The organism is Gluconobacter japonicus (genome assembly GCF_002723975.1).
Lineage (GTDB): Bacteria > Pseudomonadota > Alphaproteobacteria > Acetobacterales > Acetobacteraceae > Gluconobacter > Gluconobacter japonicus.
Genome location: NZ_BEWO01000006.1, coordinates 1 through 15,699 on the forward strand (window position 1 = coordinate 1; position 15,699 = coordinate 15,699).

Sequence of the window (15,699 nt, forward strand, 5' to 3'; positions counted from 1 at the left end):
CCACCTTGGTACCCACACGACTCTGCTAACGTTCATCGGGCAACACACAGACCCGCAAACAGTGCTTCTTTCCCACTCAGCCGCCAAAGCCACAGAATGAGTCGGGGCAGGAATGCCCCAGAGCACAAGATTGCATTTTAACAAAGGTTGCAATGGCTATATAAAATTTACTCTGTTTTCTTGTTGAGAATTTTTCAATATTCCATAAAAAACAGAGTATTGTGAACAAGTTTGATTTTTTTGTTTCATTTCCCCTCTGTGCAATTCTTCCAGAATCCTTAAAGCTGCATTCCGTGATTGATCATTCTTCCTGCACTCTTCCAGTTCACCAAGATCAGGCTCTGGCCGAACTGGCTTTCTTTCTCGCAGAAAAATCACAAGAGGCAGATAACAGCGCCTCACTGTCTGCATATGACGAGCAGGCCATACGCTTTCTATGCTGGCTCACTTTGTTCTTGGAGAAAAAGACGCGATCGAATCAGCCATTCATACGCCTATCCAACGACTTGAACCGGAAAATTAGCCCCTCTCTTCAAAAATTTCAGAAAGATCTCATCCCAGATTTAAGAAATATCTTTTCTACTACACAAGAAAATGAATTTTCCCTTTCTTGTCATTACGATCATGAAGACATCCCAGATCAAACTTGTGCAAATACACTTGTCATAGGCCCTGAGTTCGACCCAAAGAAAGAGTTCATATTTCTCTCAGACTGTCTGAATATCCGGATTTCTTCTCAGGATTCTGCACTTTCTTTTCTGAATGAAATATCTGAACCGGCCCATCGCTTTCGTCAAAAAATACGCCAGATTCTCGCCCACGATCTGGAAGGGCGCCAAGCCCAGAATGCACTCATTACAACAGTTCATACCCTCCAGAGAGCAGAAGAGACTACACGCGCCCTTCGAATCAATACGCGTACCTCATTAAAAAATATTTCTAACCAAGAATCTGTTATTCAATCTCTATCTAAAAAATATCAACACATTCATTCAGAAAATATTTCCCTTCATGAGAAGCTGAATGATATTCAAAAACAACTCGACAATACAAAACATCAACTCAAAATTTCTCTTTTTAGACAAGAAGAAATTGAAAAATATTACACATACCTCCAACAGTCCTATGCGTCGTTCAACACAAAACTGGCACTAAGCCACCAAGCACTTGAAGCACTCAGAGACCTGCTTCACCGTCCTGCTCCTGTCTGGCGCAGACTTCTGAGAGCCCTGCGAACACCCTTTATACCTTACATACCAACGCTCCCCGAACCGCTGGTCCTACAAGATCTACCCTCACCCTCAACACCTTGCCTGTCCGACCCCATACCACCCGGCGCAGAAACCGCCTTCGTAGAGACGCTTCTGCCTTCTGACGAAGAATTCTCTTCTCCTGCTGCAACACCGCGCATTCTCTTTGTTGCAGGCGAAGCCAACACTCCCGGCGTGACTTATCGCTGCTACCGCAACGCGGAAGCCGCACGCTGCGCCGGGTTTGAAGCTCGCGTTCAGGATTGTGCAAACGTCAGCTACGATGACATCTGCTGGGCAGACGTCATGATACTCTGGCGGGTAGAATACAGTGGGCATGTCAGCACAATGCTTGATCTAGCCCAGCAGCAGAACGTCAAAACCATCTTCGACGCCGACGATATTGTTTTCGTTCCTCACTATGCCCGCATAGATCTGATTGACGGTATAAGGTCGATAGGAACAACCGAGGAAAGAATTGAACACTTCTTTACGGATGTTCGCCGCACCCTGATGCGCTGTGATCAGGGGTCAGCCACAACCCGGGAACTCGCCCACGCGATGCACAAATTGCGACCGGTGGTACACATTCTTCCCAATACCTATGACAAAAACACTCTGCGCCGCTCCCGTCTAAATCGTCGCCTTCAAGAGGGACTTCACCTTTCCGCAGCAGGTGACACCCTCATTCGCATCGGATACGCCACAGGCACCAGAACACATCAGCGTGATTTTGCCATAGCCGCCCCTTCTATCGCATATGTTCTGTCACAGCGCCCAAACGTCAGACTCGTTCTGTTTCGGGAGAAAGCCAGTCAGTCCAGCATGCTCCTTCTGGAAGAGTTTCCAGAATTCCAAAACCTGAGCAGCCAGATCGAATGGCGGGAAACAGTTCCTCTCCCGGATCTTCCCGATGAATTCGGACGGTTTGATATTTCTATTGCCCCTCTCGAAGTCGGGAATGTCTTTTGCGAAGCAAAAAGCGAGATCAAGTTTCTGGAGGCCTCCCTTGCAGGAAGTGCTTCGATCGTCTCTCCAACAGGTCCGTTCAAACGTCTGGTTCGGCACGGCGAAACCGGCCTTCTTGCCGCAACCCCAGAAGAATGGACTGCCGCCCTTCTTTCGCTGGTTGATGACCCAGAACGACGGCAGCGCATGGCTCGTGATGCGTATCATGATGTACTGTGGCCCTTCAGCCCAGAGGCACAGACGCGACGCATAAGACTTGCCATCTCCTCACTACAAGGAGACGAAGAAGCAGCCGAAGCTGGCGAACTGCTTCTTGCCCGCAAACATCTGGAGCATCGCCCTCTACCTGTCATTCCAGAAAACGAAACACTTTTTCATCACGACGTTTTTGGAGAAGCTGACGTCACCGTCGTCATCACATCCTACAACTACGACAACTACATTCTGGATGCCTTGGATTCTGTCTCAGCTCAGACACTTTCTCAACTTGATCTGATTGTGGTTGATGACGGCTCAACAGATGGCTCCGTAGACCTGATACGCCTCTGGATGGAGCGAAATGTAACACGCTTCAACAGACTGATCCTGAAGCGCTCTCTCCGCAATGCCGGACTGGGAGGAGCACGAAACATTGGAATGGATACCGCAGAGACAGATTGCGTCATGCAACTGGATGCAGACAATCTTCTGCGTCCGGATGCCTGCGAAACGCTTCACGCCGCTATGACATTCGGAATCGCGTACGCTTATCCCCTTATCCAGTGCTTCAACGAAAGTGGACCGCTCCCACTTAGTCCTCAGGAAGTATCACCAGGCAGAGGCCCTTTTGCAGTTCTTGGCGACCTTCCCTTCAATCCGCTTTCGCTCGTCTCGGGAAACCGCGTGGATGCAATGGCAATGATTGCAAAATGGGCTTGGGCTGCCGCTGGCGGCTATTATGTTTCACGTGAAGCCATGGGATGGGAAGACTTTGATCTCTGGTGCACTTTAGCCGAACTTGGCCTGCCTGGCCGTCAGGTTCCAGCCATTCTGGCCGATTACCGCCAGCATACTTATTCCATGACAAATCTCTCTACGGAGCAGGCCGCTCATAAGGCGCGCGTCGTCAATTACGTCAAATCGCGTCACCCGTGGATTAATTTGACGGCAGAAGCCCCAGAACAACGCCTCTAAACACTTTCCCGATGACATAAAAAAACCCCGGACAGATTATCTGTCCGGGGTTTTTCTGGTTGAATGGCCAGAGTTTCCCCTGACCATCACAACCTCAGAATGGAGCGTCGATATCAACAACGTCGATCAGCTTGTGATTGACGAATTCCTTGATCCCCAGACCGATCAGTTCACGACCGTATCCAGAACGGGCTACACCGCCGAACGGCAGATCAGCCTTCACCATCGTCGGGTGATTCACGTAAACCATACCCGTGTGGATCTTCTCGGCAACCTTCACGCCGCGAGCCGTATCCTTCGTGAAGACAGAGCCACCCAGACCAAACGGAGAGTCATTGGCAACGCGGATCGCCTCAGCCTCATCCTTCACACGATAAAGCTGGGTAACCGGACCGAAGAACTCCCAGTGACGGGCTTCATTGTCACCATGCAGGTTCGTCATCAGAAGCGGCTGGAAGAATGCTCCCTTCTCTGGAACAGGTGCACCGATCACTTCAACAACAGCGCCGTGCTTCTTGGCTTCTTCAACCTGAGCCTTCAGATCGTCAGCCGCCTTCTGCGAGGACAGGGGAGCCAACGTCGTGGACGGATCCATCGGATCGCCAGCCTTCAGCTTGGCAACCTCAGCCTTGTAGATCTCCAGGAACTGGTCGTAGACCGAATCTACAACAATCAGACGCTTGGACGACACGCAAACCTGACCAGCATTCCAGTGACGGCCGAACGCAGCCCACTTGGCAGCCTTCTCAACGTCGGCATCTTCAAGAACCACGAACGCATCGGCACCGCCAAGTTCCATGGTGGCCTTCTTAAGCGCCTGACCTGCCGTGCTGGCAACAATGGCACCAGCTCCTTCAGAGCCTGTCAGAGCAACACCACAGACACGCGGGTCATTCAGGATCACAGCCGTATGATGACGGGCTGCATACAGGTTCTTGAACGCACCTTTCGGCAGGCCAGCTTCGATCATCAGATCATCGAAAATTGCCGCACACTGTGGAACGTTCGAAGCATGCTTCAGCAGAACCGTATTACCAGCAGAAAGCTGCGGCGCGATGATGCGGGCGATCTGGTAATACGGGAAGTTCCAGGGCTCGATCGCAAAAACGATACCCTGCGGCTGATGGATCAGGATGGCTTCGCCTTCCTTCGGATCAGCAACCGGCAGCTTCTCTGGCTTCAAAAGCTCTTCAGCATTCTTGGCATAATATTCGAAGATTTCAGCGGAGAGGATCGTCTCCAGCTTGGCTTCTTCATAAAGCTTGCCCATTTCAAGGGTCAGAAGCTTGGCATATTTATCAATATCGCGGCGCAGGATCGCACCAGCAGCACTCATGACCTTGGCGCGGTCTGCAAAAGACACATCGCGCCAGCTTTTGAAAGCCTCATACGCGTCAGTAATCGCCTGCTGAACTTCTTGGTCGGTTGCTTCCGGGAAAGTCTTCAGCGTCTCACCCGTATAAGGGTTGGTCGTAGCGTAAGCCATGACGGACAAATCTCCGTTAGATAAAATCGTACTTCAACATATTGGCATGAAAGCCACGGTACGGAACCCCCAACCCCTGAAAAGTTTGAAAGTTCACATAGCCGTGTTCTGTTTTAGCTCTTTTAGCCAGGATCGTGCGTTACTATCCGATGGAGCCCGCCAGTCCCCACGCGGCGAAAGTGAGCCTCCAGCAACGATTTTCGGCCCATTTGGCATAGCTGAGCGCTTGAACTGACTGGTCCCAAAAAACCGAAGAATAAACACTTCAAGCCAGTGACAGATCTCCGCCAGATCATAAGAAATCCGCCGATCTTCCGGATAATGCGCAGGCCAGGAGCCCATCGTAACATCTCCCCACGCCTTTTCGGCCAGAAAGGCGATACGGGACGGGCGAAAACCATATCTCAGAACATAAAACAGTGTGAAATCCTGAAGGGCATACGGGCCAATCCTCTGCTCCGTACTCTGAATACCCTGCCCCGTATCCGGCACCAGTTCTGGCGAGATTTCAGCACTGACAATCTTCTCCAGAACGTCAGCGGTGCCAGCCCCCAACTCGCCTTCCCGCGCCAACCATCGGATAACATGCTGAATCAGCGTCTTCGGCATTCCGGCATTAACATTGTAATGGGACATCTGATCTCCCACGCCGTATGTGCACCAACCCAGCGCCAGCTCGGACAGATCGCCCGTACCGATCACAATCCCATTGCGGTGATTAGCCAGCCTGAACAGGAAATCGGTTCGCAACCCTGCCTGAACATTTTCGAACGTAATGTCATGAACCGGTTTCCCCTCTGCATATGGGTGACCAATCCCCTCCAGCATGGTCTCCGCAGCCGGTCGGATATCCAGTTCATTGGACTCCACGCCCAGCGCATCCATCAAAGCATGCGCCAGCCCACGACTTTCAGTGCCTGTCGCAAAACCCGGCATCGTGTACGCCAGCACATGCGTCCGGGGCCAACCAAGTTCATCTGCCGCCCTCGCAGCAACCAGAAGAGCCAGCGTGCTATCCAACCCTCCCGAAACACCAATAACGGCCCTTTGCGCGCCGCTGGCTTTCAACCTCTGACACAACGCACTGACCTGAATGGTCCAGGCCTCATAACAATCCCGGGCAAGCGTTTTCATGTCGGACGGCACGAACGGAAAACGAGGGACGTCCCGCTTCAACCCAAGATCCTCAACAGGCGCTCCCAGTTCGAAACCAATCGTGCGGATACTTTCACATCCCACCCCGAATTGCCCGGTCCGCAAACGCTCCTGTCGCAACAGATCCAGGTCAACATCCGCGACAACAAGCCGCTCGCCCTGCGGAAACCGATCAGACTGCGCGAGAAGACGCCCGTTCTCATGAATGGACACCTGCCCATCCCAGGCAAGATCCGTCGTGGATTCCCCTTCCCCAGCAGCCGCATAAACATAAGCCGTCAGCGTCCGCATGGACTGCGCCTGACACAGCAGCGATCGATCATCCGTCCGCCCGATCGTCACCGGAGACGCAGACGGGTTCAGAATGATGCTCGCACCGGCCTGCGCCAGACGACCACTCGGCGGATTGGCCACCCACAGATCCTCACAGATCTCAACGCCCAGTGTCAGCCCGGTCTGATCTTCCGCTGCAAACAGAAGATCAGCCCCAAAAGGCACTTCCGTCCCATCAATCCGGATACTGCCCGTCGTCCCCAATCCTGACGTAAATTGGCGCGGCTCATAAAACTCCCGATACCGGGGCAAATAGGATTTTGGAACAACACCAAGAATACGCCCGCGATGCAGAACAGCCGCACAATTATAGAGCAGATCGCCGCGACACAGCGGCACGCCCACAACAGCGACACTCATGAGAGACGCCGTTTGCTCCGCGAGCCAGATCAGGGCCGACCGCGCCTCCTCCAGCACCACATCCTGGAACCGAAGATCATCAAGCGTGTACCCGGTCAGCCCAAGCTCTGGAAAAACAACAGCAGCAACCCGCTGACGGTCACAGTCTCTTAAAACCTCCAGAACCCGCTCTGCGTTGACCTGCGCCTCGGCCAACGAAACAGGCAACGTACAGGCTGCAATCCGCGCAAAGCCCTGATGATAGAGAGAGCGGAATCCGGTCATGTTGCTTCTTTCGGGACAGAAAAACCTGGGAGGCGGATCATGTATTGAGTGCCGTCGTCATGAAAGCGCCGTTGCGAAATTGAACCGGAATGACATTGCGCCGTTCTGCATTGCTCATCCCCGTTCCTCCAATGGACGGAACATCATGACACAGGAGACATTACCCATGGATCTTCTTCGCTGGACAATTGTCTTCCTCATCCTCGCGCTCTGCGCCGCCGTCCTGGGCTTCGGAGGAATTTCGGCAGATTTCGCCTATATCGGCAAGATCCTGTTCTTCATCTTCCTCGTTCTGCTGGTCATCAGCCTGATCTTCGGCCGAGGTCGCCCGAGATTCTGAAGACTTCAGCCTCGGGACCGGAACAACCGTACGGTTCCGAGGCTACCCAGCACAAAAACGGCGACAGCATACAGCCCCCCCAGTTCCGTCATGGAAACAGGAAGGCCGAACAGATAATCCGGGGAATCACAAGGCTTGTTCGGGCGCGATGGCATGGACGCCATCCAGTCTTTGAAGCTTCCCCCATGAAAAACTGGCGCACGACATTCAGGAGCCGGACTTGGCCAGAATTTGTGCTCCACACCAGCGTGTAAAACCGCCAAACCAATACTGACTGCCACACACACCAGCCCGGCCAACACCGAATAGCGCGCATAACGTCGCGGCACGGCAAGAGTCAGAACCCCAATCGCAATCAGAACACGCCATGGCCGACGCTCCCAAAGGCAAAGCTCACAGGGCGCAAGCAAAAGCCTGTGCTCTGCAAACCAAGCGGTCCCCAAAGCAGCCAGACCAGCCAGAACGAACAACCCTCCCAGAATCCTGGTCATATCGGGCTGTTTCGTTCCAGTCAGGGTCATGGTCGGGAAGCCTCCAGGCTATCAAGAAACTGTTTGGCCCAGCTTCCCGCCGTATTGCGGGACACTTCGCCATAGAGCGCGGACCATGCCTCATGACGGGTCTCCACGTCCATGGTCAGTGCCGCATGAAGCGCATCTGCCATCCCCTCGGCATCCAGAGGGTTCACCTGCAACGCTTCTGGCATTTCAGGCGCAGCTCCCGCAAAACGAGATAGCACAAGAACCCCAGGGTCCTTGGAATCCTGCGCCGCCACAAACTCCTTGGCGACCAGATTCATACCATCGCGCAGCGGCGTAATGTACCCGACATCCGAGACCCGATAGAGCCCCGCCAGAACATTCCGGGAAATCGGCCAGGTCGTATACCGGATCGGAACCCAATCCGGCGTGCCATAAGCGCCGTTGATCGTCCCGACCAACCCGTCCAGCTCCTCCTTGAGCAGCCGATAGCTTTCGACACCTGTGCGTGACACCGGCGTAATCTGAAGAAACGTGACCTTTCCACGATACTCCGGATAATTCTTCAACAGCATTTCATAGCCACGCATCCGCTCCGGAAGACCCTTGGAATAATCCAGACGGTCCACACCGATAATCAGACGCTTGCCAACAAGACTGTCGACAATCTGTTCGACCTCTTCTGCTGCGGCACTCTCAATCGCCTGCTGCCTGAACCGGATCGGATCAATCCCGATCGGCACAGCCTCAACATCTGCTGTCAGACCTGACGCCTCAAAACACCCCCGCAAATTCTGAGCATCCTCAGGCGTCTGAACCCCAATCTTGTCACACCCCGCAAGCCCTTCCAGCAATCTCTTCAACTGCGGAAGAAGACGCGCCACACTCCAGGGTGGAAACGGAATGTGCAGAAAAAAACCAATCCGCCCCGTAACGCCACGATCTCTCAACATCTGCCCCAGCGGAAAAAGATGATAATCGTGAATCCAGATCGTATCGTCTTCTTTAAGAAGCGGCACAAGACGATCCGCGAATACGGCATTGGCTTCGTAATACGCCTCACAATCCTCACGCGTATAACGCATGAGCTGTGTTCGGTAATGACAGAGTGGCCAGAGAACACCATTCGAGAAGTTCAGATAGAACCGGTCATACTGCCGTGGCGTCATGTCGAATGTGGCGTACGTCACATTCCCCACGCGCTCTTCCGTAACAGGACGCTCCATCGCGTCGTCATCCTGTTCACCAGACCACCCGAACCACAAACTGTCACGCGTCTGAACCGCATCATACAGCCCGACAGTCAGCCCTCCGGCAGGCTGCGTCCGCTCTCCGGGCGCTGGTGTACGATTGGAAACAACAATCAGGCGCCCCATCCATGTCCCTCCGACAAATCATGCAGCCACCGGCGGAATGTGGCTGCATCAGGAAAATCATCAGGAATAAGCCAGCCATCACCCCCCATCTGGCGGGCAGCCCTCACTCCATCCATGTCTGTAACGTCATCACCGACAAAGAGTGGCAACCGGCCCTGAAAAGGATTTTCAGCCATCAGTTCACGGACTGCTCCGCCCTTATCCACCCCCAGAGGGCGCAACTCGATGGCCATATGCGCATCCTGAAGCCGAAAACCATTCGGCTCAGCCGCCCAATCACCAACCAGAGACCGAAAGGCCGGTTCCGCATCCTGATTCTGCCGATAATGCAGAACCATCCCTGCCCTTTTGCGCTCAACACTGGCACCTGGATATCGCGCCACGATGTCTTCGGCGCCGCCCAGCCAGTCCGCGGGAACAGCAGGCAGAACCCGATGATCAACATCGTGCACCGGTGACTTGCGCATAGCGACACCATGTTCACCTGCAACAGCATACGGAATTCCGGGAAGGAAATGATCGATCTGCGCAATCGGCCGCCCTGTCACGATCGCCAGAGCCCCACCCAGAAGATCTTTCAGCCGAAGCAGATCTTCCGTCAAACCAGCAGGAACAATAACGCTTTCAGGTGTCGGAGCGATATCAACAAGCGTTCCATCGAAGTCCAGCAGCAGCGCTGCCTTGGAAGGCGGAAAAGGAACCTGGATCATGAGTCAGTTATCTCTTTCCAGTGTCAGGATTATCCCCGCTCCGCCACTCTCCCTTTACTCTAGACCGGGATCAGCCTCAGGAGGGGGCAACGGTTGCCCGGAAGGCGGAGCCTGCGGCGCAGACGGCACAAGAGACTGTGCCCCACCGCTTGGAGGTGCGAGAGGAATGGGGGAATGCGTATCCGGAGCCAAAGGCACCGGCCCCCCTTCAGAGGACGGCGAGGAATGAGACTGATCATCCCCTCCTTCTTCCTCTGGTGCATTTGTGTCAGTGAGTTGCGGCGTTTTTATGGCCGGCAATGGGCCCGCATCCGGCGCAACCTTGTCTCCAGCGCAGGACACAACACGCACATCATACAGGGGGCTGCCATAAGTCGCGACAGACGGCTCATTCTGCAGCATCCACCCATCGAACGGCGCACGCGCAGAATCTCCCGTGTCACGAAGATGCAAAAGAACACCCGCATCCGCCGGAAGCGTCTCAGGCCGACTGACACAGGCTTCAACAGCCACGGAAAGCGTCCCGTAAGTCGCAGTCCCGCCGACCGGAACAGTCAACGTCTCGATATGTGCGTCCAGACGGTTCAGAACACGAATAACTGCCTGTGTACGACCCTGCCAAAGATCAGCCGGATACATTGCCGGAGGTGCAACCCCAACTGCAGCCTGAGCCCATGATGATGCGCCAACCATCAGAAGCACCATACCAACAGAAAAAGAACGCTTAACCATCATCACTCTTTTCCCTTGGCAGTCGGATCCACAAGATCTGCCAGCATCGCCGTAAAGGACCGACGCATCGCCTCAGGCGAAACGCCCATCAGAATTCCATCCTCAAATGCATCCTGAAGAGCCTGCCGAAGCTCGGAATCATTTTCCCGCAGCACGCGCACCTTCTCAACACAGGCCACCGGCTGCCCATCGTGATCCAGCCAAGGGAAATCAGCCGATGTCACGGCTCGTCCGACAAGCTACCAGCAGGCTTCTGCGTTTGAGCAGCCTGCGTCTTCTGGGCCTTCTGAAGCGTATCCGTCACGGAGAAAATGAACTTGCTCAGAAGCTGTTCCAGACTAATGGACCCCTGCGTCTCCGTCAGAGCACCGCCAGCCTTGACCGTCGCATCAGCGCCCCCAGGAGACAGCGCAATATATTTGCCACCCAGAAGGCTATCAGACGTAACGATCGCAGCAGAATCCGTCGGCAGCTTTACATCCGGTGACAACGTGAACGTCACCTTCGCCTGAAAGGTCTTCGGATCAACCACTTCCGACGTCACATGCCCAACCGTAATACCCGCAAGACGGACATCCGAACCGACATTCAGACCATCAATCTGGCTGAAAGACGCATGGACCTGGTAGCCCCCATCATTGCTCTGATGATGCCCCAGCATGGCCAGAACAAGCATTCCGGCCAGAAAAACCAGCACCAGCAGTCCGGCAAGCAGTTCCAGCCGGTCCTGACGAGCGGCAGGACGCGCTGTTCCCATGGCTGCGCTCATGACGTCACCTTCGAAAAAATCATTTTCCTGCACTAGCGGACTCCGTGGCGTCCGTCCAACCCTCCCTTGAGAAACAGAGATCATCCCCCTCTGAAAATGTTATCCCCCATATCCCCATGTTCCCACCCATTAACACGGCAAAATGGCTTGTTTTCCGGCTTCCGAGCCGCAGAGACGAAGCGTAGATTCGCAGCATGACAGCCCGTCTTCACTGGACCGGCGTTCGGATGCGAACGCTTCGGGTCACGACCGATCCGGACGACAGCGCCACGCGCTCCGTCACCCTTCCGGCTGCCTGGGAGGATGACGCCGCCCAGGCTCTGACCCAGATCACACAAAGTGGTGGGCCTCTCCGCCTTTCAACGGAGGCTGCACGCTGGGTTGATATGATTGACGCCTGCCCACCACTCCCGGGCACACCAGCCAACACCCCATCACCGGGTCGCAGCCTGTCATGCCTTCTTCTTATGCGACAACTGGCTCCCAATATTGCCCTCTGGGAACGCCATACCGACGAAATGCCCGGCTTTATCGTTCGCCTGTCCGGATTCGTGCAGGATGATGGCTTCGCGCCCGAACATTTTGTCGCCTGCCTCAAACTGGCCTGTGATTCCCTGCGTCGACTACACGCAACCACACGGATCGAACGCACCGGCGAACTTCCGCTGTTCGACCTGCCAGTCAATCCCTCAGAAGAATCCGCTGGCCTTCTTCTGCTCACGGATCTGGATGCCTGCCTGGCTTCCATGGGGCTGGATTATGACAGCGAAGACGGACGCAATGCCGCAAAGGCCATTGCCGCCCTTGCTACAAGCATAGCCCGCGCAGGCACAGACCTCCCCTTGCCCTCCATTCCGGAATGCAAGGCCCTTCCCGATCTTCGAGGACTGGCCGCACAAGCCTGCGCAACCCAGGAAGGGCGTCACCTGTCCCCGATTGAAACAGGATTTTCCGCTCCCGGCGCCGTAGATGCACTTCTTGGTGTGGAAGCCTGCGGACTGGCTCCTGTTTTCTCCCCACTACGGGATGACGGTCACCTCCGTGCATCAACCCTTGCGCGCCTCGCTCATCGCGGATTGACTCCGGAATCCGCTCTGGCTCTGGCTCTGGCTGGCGAAACCCCTTTGCCACCAACACGCCCGGAAGCTCACGCTGCGATGCACCGCTTTCTGGAAAAATCCGTCGATTTTCTGCCAGAACTACCCGAACCGGAACTTGCCAACCTCAGGGCAAAACTTGAGCGCGGCGTGCGTCGACCACTCCCCATGCGGCAGACAGGGTTTACACAAAGAACCGCCGTTGGCGGACACAATCTGTTCATGCGCACAAGTGAGTTTGAAGACGGCACCCTGGGAGAAATCAGCATTATCCCAACCCGCGAAAGCCCCATGGCCCGCGGCCTCATGGACTGTTTGGGTCAGGCCGTCAGCATTGGCTTGCAATTCGGCGCCCCCCTTGAAGCTTTTGTGGAGCGATTCGCCTATACGCGCTTCGGTCCTGCCGGAACGGTCGAGGGCGATCCAGGTGCGGCTTACGCCTCATCCATGCTCGACTACGCCTTCCGCACATTGTCCGAAGCCTATCTCGGACAGCATATGCCTGACGCTCCCCAGATTGAACCCAGCTCGGAAGATCCGTCTCCCATGCTGCCATTCGATCACTCTTCAGGCGATAGCCCACGCGGGCGACGGCTCAGACTGGTAAGTTGATGAAGAAATGGCGTCTACAGGCCTTCGCGTGGCTGGAATACATTGACAGCCCGCGGACTCGTCGGTAGCTAGCGCCTGCGTTGAGAAGGAATCCGGATATTTTGCCCGGATGAGAAGGACGCGCACAGGGTAAGGGATCAGACAGCGTGGCAGACGCCCCTTCCGATGAGAACGGTTCTTTCGATGAGCGCCTGAAGCGCGCAAGGAAGAAGCTTGACCCTCGGGCGGAAGAGTTTTCCACAAAGTCCACCGACGAAGACACATCAACTTATGCGTCTTTCGGTGTTGCGATCCGGGTTGGAACCGAGCTTGTTGCCGGTCTGGCGGTTGGAGTGGCGTTAGGTTACGCTCTTGACCGCTGGCTGGGTTACAGGGTCTTGTTCCTGCTGCTTTTTGCCCTGCTGGGTTTTGGTGCCGGCATGATGAATGTCTGGCGAGTGTTGAATGGGCCGGGCATGGTACCCGAGCCAAAAGATGACGGGAGAAGCCAGCGTGGCAGCCGGATCGACGATTGACGCGCTCGGACAGTTCGAGCTCCATCCGGTTCTCGGATCTCTGGGCGAAGCTTTGCGGTTCTCACAGTCTCCACTGTTCATGCTGATCGCCGTTGTGCTGGTGCTTGCATTCCTCTTCATCGGAATGCGTCCGGCCTCCGTCGTTCCCGGTCGTCTCCAGGCCGCAGCCGAAATCGGCTATGACTTCATTCACGACCTCGCCATCGGCACAATGGGCGAAGAGGGCGCAGCTTTCTTCCCATTCGTGTTCGCTCTGTTCTTCTTCATTCTGGCCGGTAACTACCTCGGCCTTCTCCCCTTCTCCTTTACCTACACGAGCCATATCGCAGTCACACTTGCGCTGGCCGTCACGGTATTCCTGATCTCGATCCTGGCTTCCCTGCGCTTTCAGGGTCTGGGCTTTTTCAAGCACTTCATGCCGGCCGGCGCCCCTGTATGGCTGTCACCGCTGCTTGTGCCGATCGAGATCCTGTCTTTTCTTTCTCGCCCCGTCAGCCTGTCGATCCGTCTGTTCGCCAATATGGTGGCCGGTCACGTTCTGCTCGAGGTGTTTGCCGGCTTCACAATCATGCTCGCCGGTCTGGGCTTCTTCGGTCATATTCTGGCCGTTGCCCCGATCGCGATCAACATTGCGCTGACGGCTCTGGAATTGCTGGTGGGTGTGCTTCAGGCATACGTTTTCGCCATCCTCACCTGCATCTATCTGCGCGAGGCCGTCGCTCACTGAGCGCGGTTTGGCACAACCCCTGTATCGACCCTAAAGGAACCTGACCATGGACGTTCTAGCCGCTCGTGAAATCGGCGCCGGTATCGCAGTAATCGCCCTCGCAGGCGTCGGCATCGGCCTCGGCAACATCTTCTCGACGCTTGTGAGCTCCATTGCTCGCAACCCGGCTTCCCGCCCGCACGTTTTCGGCCTCGGCATGCTCGGCTTCGCTCTGACGGAAGCTGTTGCTCTGTTCGCGCTGCTGATCGCCTTCCTGATCCTGTTCGCCTGAGGTCGAACATGCACCGCACGCCACGTCTTTTCCTGTTCGCCGCTCCGCTGGCGGCTGTGCCGGGCCGAGCTGTGGCTGCGGGCATGCCCCAGCTGAACGTCCATGATCCGCTGCTGATCGGACAGGTCGTCTGGGGAGCCGTCATTTTTGCCGGCTTCTACATTGTCCTCAGCCGCTCCGCTCTGCCGCGGATCGAGCGCGTGCTGTCCAACCGACGCACCCGCATCCAGAATGATCTCGATATTGCCCGCCGTGCGAAAGCAGAGTCTGACCGCGCAAGCGCCGAACTTCTGAGCACCCGCCATGAAGCGGCCGCACAGGCCCGGGCCAATGTAGAGCGCATCCAGAACGAGGCTCGCCTCAGCGCCGAAGCGCACGCACGGGAAACCGCCAAGCGTCTCGAAGCTGACGTCGCGAACGCCGAAGCACGGATCGCCCAGTCCCGCGAACAGGCTTTGTCCAGCCTGCCAGCAATCGCTACCGGTACCGCCCAGAACCTCGTTTCCCGCCTGATCGGGGACCAGGACGAGCAGACTATCGCCAGCGCCGTCAAACGCGTCAGCGCTTAAGGAGACGACGATGTTCCACGAACCCCGTTTCTGGACCGCCCTGGCTTTTGTCCTGTTCTTTGTGATCTTTGGTCGCAAGCTCTGGACCGTGATCACCAGTCATCTTGATGCCCGCGCCGAGGGCGTCCGTCGTGATCTTGACGAAGCAGCACGCCTTCGTCGTGAAGCCGAACAGATGCTGGAAGATGCCACCCGCGAACGCGAGAAGACGCTTGCTGAAACGCAGGCCATGATCGCCCGCTCCGAGACGGAAGCAGCTGCTCTTGCAGAACGCGCCCGTCACGAAGCAGAAGCAGCAGCAGCTCGTTACGAGAAGATGGCTCACGATCGCATTGAAGCCGCCGAACGCGCTGCCATCCGCGAAGTTCAGGAACGTGCGACAGCAATCGCAATTTCCGCAGCACGTGACGTTGTGGCTTCCCGTCTTTCCGAAAGCCCGGACGTTGCTGCCCAGTTGATTGAGCAGAGCATTCAGAACCTTCCGGAAGCTCTCCGCCGTTCCGCGGCCTGAG

At 55.7% G+C, this 15,699-nt stretch carries 16 protein-coding genes; 8 read left to right on the forward strand and 8 right to left on the reverse strand.

Going from position 1 to position 15,699, the window contains the following annotated elements; translation table 11 throughout:
- Window positions 1-221: 221 nt before the first annotated feature.
- Window positions 222-3,392 (forward strand): glycosyltransferase, encoded by a 3,171-nt coding sequence (locus tag GJA01_RS05355; RefSeq protein ID WP_172794459.1) that lies wholly within the window; start codon window positions 222-224, stop codon window positions 3,390-3,392.
- A gap of 94 nt (window positions 3,393-3,486) precedes the next feature.
- On the opposite strand, the gene GJA01_RS05360 is transcribed toward GJA01_RS05355, so the two are convergent.
- Window positions 3,487-4,878 (reverse strand): NAD-dependent succinate-semialdehyde dehydrogenase, encoded by a 1,392-nt coding sequence (locus tag GJA01_RS05360; RefSeq protein WP_062503312.1) that lies wholly within the window; start codon window positions 4,876-4,878, stop codon window positions 3,487-3,489.
- Window positions 4,879-4,971: 93 nt separating this feature from the next.
- Entirely contained in the window at window positions 4,972-6,990 is a 2,019-nt protein-coding gene (locus tag GJA01_RS05365) for an NAD(+) synthase (protein ID WP_062503314.1), read from the reverse strand.
- Window positions 6,991-7,156: 166 nt separating this feature from the next.
- Between GJA01_RS05365 and GJA01_RS05370 the strand changes: the two genes are divergently transcribed.
- Window positions 7,157-7,330, forward strand: coding sequence for a DUF1328 domain-containing protein (locus tag GJA01_RS05370; protein WP_026017668.1), 174 nt, complete (start codon window positions 7,157-7,159; stop codon window positions 7,328-7,330).
- A gap of 5 nt (window positions 7,331-7,335) precedes the next feature.
- On the opposite strand, the gene GJA01_RS05375 is transcribed toward GJA01_RS05370, so the two are convergent.
- Genes GJA01_RS05375 through mlaD form a run of 6 tightly spaced genes read right to left on the reverse strand, consistent with a single transcriptional unit; the run spans window position 7,336 to window position 11,429 of the window.
- Complete coding sequence (locus GJA01_RS05375) at window positions 7,336-7,851, reverse strand: disulfide bond formation protein B (protein ID WP_023944432.1); 516 nt, start codon at window positions 7,849-7,851, stop codon at window positions 7,336-7,338.
- A complete protein-coding gene (locus tag GJA01_RS05380; protein ID WP_062503315.1) occupies window positions 7,848-9,185 on the reverse strand; it encodes an alpha,alpha-trehalose-phosphate synthase (UDP-forming) in 1,338 nt (445 codons plus the stop codon). Before GJA01_RS05380 ends, GJA01_RS05375 begins: the two co-directional genes overlap by 4 nt.
- Window positions 9,173-9,895, reverse strand: a complete 723-nt coding sequence (gene otsB / locus GJA01_RS05385; protein ID WP_062503316.1) for a trehalose-phosphatase — start codon at window positions 9,893-9,895, stop codon at window positions 9,173-9,175. The genes GJA01_RS05380 and otsB overlap by 13 nt, the downstream gene beginning before the upstream one ends.
- Before the next feature lie 54 nt (window positions 9,896-9,949).
- The gene (locus GJA01_RS05390) at window positions 9,950-10,630 is read right to left on the reverse strand and encodes a DUF2155 domain-containing protein (protein ID WP_253783213.1); all 681 of its coding nucleotides are present in this window, start codon (window positions 10,628-10,630) and stop codon (window positions 9,950-9,952) included.
- Window positions 10,630-10,851: a hypothetical protein gene (locus GJA01_RS05395; RefSeq protein WP_010504509.1), complete on the reverse strand. Its 222-nt coding sequence runs from the start codon at window positions 10,849-10,851 to the stop codon at window positions 10,630-10,632. Before GJA01_RS05395 ends, GJA01_RS05390 begins: the two co-directional genes overlap by 1 nt.
- Complete coding sequence (gene mlaD, locus GJA01_RS05400; protein ID WP_062503319.1) at window positions 10,848-11,429, reverse strand: outer membrane lipid asymmetry maintenance protein MlaD; 582 nt, start codon at window positions 11,427-11,429, stop codon at window positions 10,848-10,850. Before mlaD ends, GJA01_RS05395 begins: the two co-directional genes overlap by 4 nt.
- Window positions 11,430-11,590: 161 nt before the next feature.
- Here mlaD and GJA01_RS05405 point away from each other — a divergent pair, with 161 nt between their 5' ends.
- The 6 genes from GJA01_RS05405 to GJA01_RS05430 all read left to right on the forward strand — a co-directional run bounded on the left by GJA01_RS05405 (window position 11,591) and on the right by GJA01_RS05430 (window position 15,698).
- Window positions 11,591-13,105, forward strand: a complete 1,515-nt coding sequence (locus GJA01_RS05405; protein ID WP_062503320.1) for a TSCPD domain-containing protein — start codon at window positions 11,591-11,593, stop codon at window positions 13,103-13,105.
- A 146-nt stretch (window positions 13,106-13,251) separates the two neighbouring features.
- A complete protein-coding gene (locus GJA01_RS05410) occupies window positions 13,252-13,620 on the forward strand; it encodes an AtpZ/AtpI family protein (protein ID WP_010504503.1) in 369 nt (122 codons plus the stop codon).
- On the forward strand, window positions 13,598-14,347 hold the full coding sequence (locus GJA01_RS05415) for a F0F1 ATP synthase subunit A (RefSeq protein ID WP_010504500.1): 750 nt from the start codon (window positions 13,598-13,600) through the stop codon (window positions 14,345-14,347). The genes GJA01_RS05410 and GJA01_RS05415 overlap by 23 nt, the downstream gene beginning before the upstream one ends.
- 46 nt (window positions 14,348-14,393) lie before the next feature.
- Window positions 14,394-14,618, forward strand: a complete 225-nt coding sequence (locus GJA01_RS05420; RefSeq protein ID WP_010504497.1) for an ATP synthase subunit C family protein — start codon at window positions 14,394-14,396, stop codon at window positions 14,616-14,618.
- Window positions 14,619-14,626: 8 nt separating this feature from the next.
- Window positions 14,627-15,187, forward strand: coding sequence for a F0F1 ATP synthase subunit B family protein (locus tag GJA01_RS05425; protein WP_061929101.1), 561 nt, complete (start codon window positions 14,627-14,629; stop codon window positions 15,185-15,187).
- A gap of 10 nt (window positions 15,188-15,197) precedes the next feature.
- A complete protein-coding gene (locus tag GJA01_RS05430) occupies window positions 15,198-15,698 on the forward strand; it encodes a F0F1 ATP synthase subunit B family protein (protein WP_023944425.1) in 501 nt (166 codons plus the stop codon).
- Window position 15,699: the final 1 nt, after the last annotated feature.

Coding starts and splice junctions, on each gene's coding strand:
- GJA01_RS05360 (WP_062503312.1), bottom strand. CDS start 4,878: ATGGCTTACGCTACGACCAACCCTTATACGGGTGAGACGCTGAAGACT.
- GJA01_RS05405 (WP_062503320.1), top strand. CDS start 11,591: ATGACAGCCCGTCTTCACTGGACCGGCGTTCGGATGCGAACGCTTCGG.
- GJA01_RS05370 (WP_026017668.1), top strand. CDS start 7,157: ATGGATCTTCTTCGCTGGACAATTGTCTTCCTCATCCTCGCGCTCTGC.
- GJA01_RS05425 (WP_061929101.1), top strand. CDS start 14,627: ATGCACCGCACGCCACGTCTTTTCCTGTTCGCCGCTCCGCTGGCGGCT.
- GJA01_RS05365 (WP_062503314.1), bottom strand. CDS start 6,990: ATGACCGGATTCCGCTCTCTCTATCATCAGGGCTTTGCGCGGATTGCA.
- GJA01_RS05390 (WP_253783213.1), bottom strand. CDS start 10,630: ATGATGGTTAAGCGTTCTTTTTCTGTTGGTATGGTGCTTCTGATGGTT.
- otsB (WP_062503316.1), bottom strand. CDS start 9,895: ATGATCCAGGTTCCTTTTCCGCCTTCCAAGGCAGCGCTGCTGCTGGAC.
- GJA01_RS05380 (WP_062503315.1), bottom strand. CDS start 9,185: ATGGGGCGCCTGATTGTTGTTTCCAATCGTACACCAGCGCCCGGAGAG.
- GJA01_RS05420 (WP_010504497.1), top strand. CDS start 14,394: ATGGACGTTCTAGCCGCTCGTGAAATCGGCGCCGGTATCGCAGTAATC.
- GJA01_RS05430 (WP_023944425.1), top strand. CDS start 15,198: ATGTTCCACGAACCCCGTTTCTGGACCGCCCTGGCTTTTGTCCTGTTC.
- GJA01_RS05375 (WP_023944432.1), bottom strand. CDS start 7,851: ATGACCCTGACTGGAACGAAACAGCCCGATATGACCAGGATTCTGGGA.